Origin of the sequence: Bradyrhizobium sp. 33ap4 (assembly GCF_032654765.1) — a bacterium.
Taxonomy (GTDB): Bacteria; Pseudomonadota; Alphaproteobacteria; order Rhizobiales; family Xanthobacteraceae; genus Bradyrhizobium; species Bradyrhizobium australafricanum.
Genome location: NZ_JAUMTJ010000242.1, coordinates 1 through 607, shown reverse-complemented (window position 1 = coordinate 607; position 607 = coordinate 1). Strand labels below are relative to the sequence as shown.

Genomic DNA, 607 nt, shown 5'->3' with positions numbered 1-607 from the left:
AAGAACTTATGAGTGATTATGAAGCGCTGGAGCAGCTCGAACATCGAAGGAGACTCGAGGATCTGCTCTCGATCATAGGGATCAGGGCTGAAGAAACCGGCGGAGAGATCCGCATTGAAGGCGCAGACCCCGTGGTGTCGAGTCGCCATCGTCTCGGCGGCGCTACCGCCTGTGCACTTGCCGCGCATGGTGCAGCACTGGCGACGATTTGGAAAATGCGCACTGGTCGCGGCCAGGATATTTCCGTCGACGTCCGCCGGGCGGTCGTCCCGGGTCTGCGAACCGCCTTGCACCTCTCACAAAACGGGCATCCGATTGAACCGATATATCGGAATCCGGGAGAGATGATCTTTCGAACCCGGGACGACCGACAGTACCTCGTCTACCATCCTATCTGTAGGGAAACTCTCGCCAATGCCATCGGGATCCTTCGTCTCCTGAAGTGTTCACACGATCCCTCAGATATCGCGCGCGCCGTTCGGGAATGGAACGCGCTCGATCTGGAGGAAGCAATGGCGGAGCGCAAACTAGTCGGCGTGATGTGTCGTACGCGAGACGAATGGCTTGCACATCCGCAGGGTCAATGGCTTGCCAGACGGCCCCCCGT

Annotated in this window: 1 pseudogene; it reads left to right on the top strand. The window is 58.8% G+C overall.

What is annotated here, in order from left to right:
• Positions 1-8: 8 nt before the first annotated feature.
• Positions 9-607 (top strand): annotated as a pseudogene (locus Q2M23_RS43790) (hypothetical protein); the annotation flags it as partial.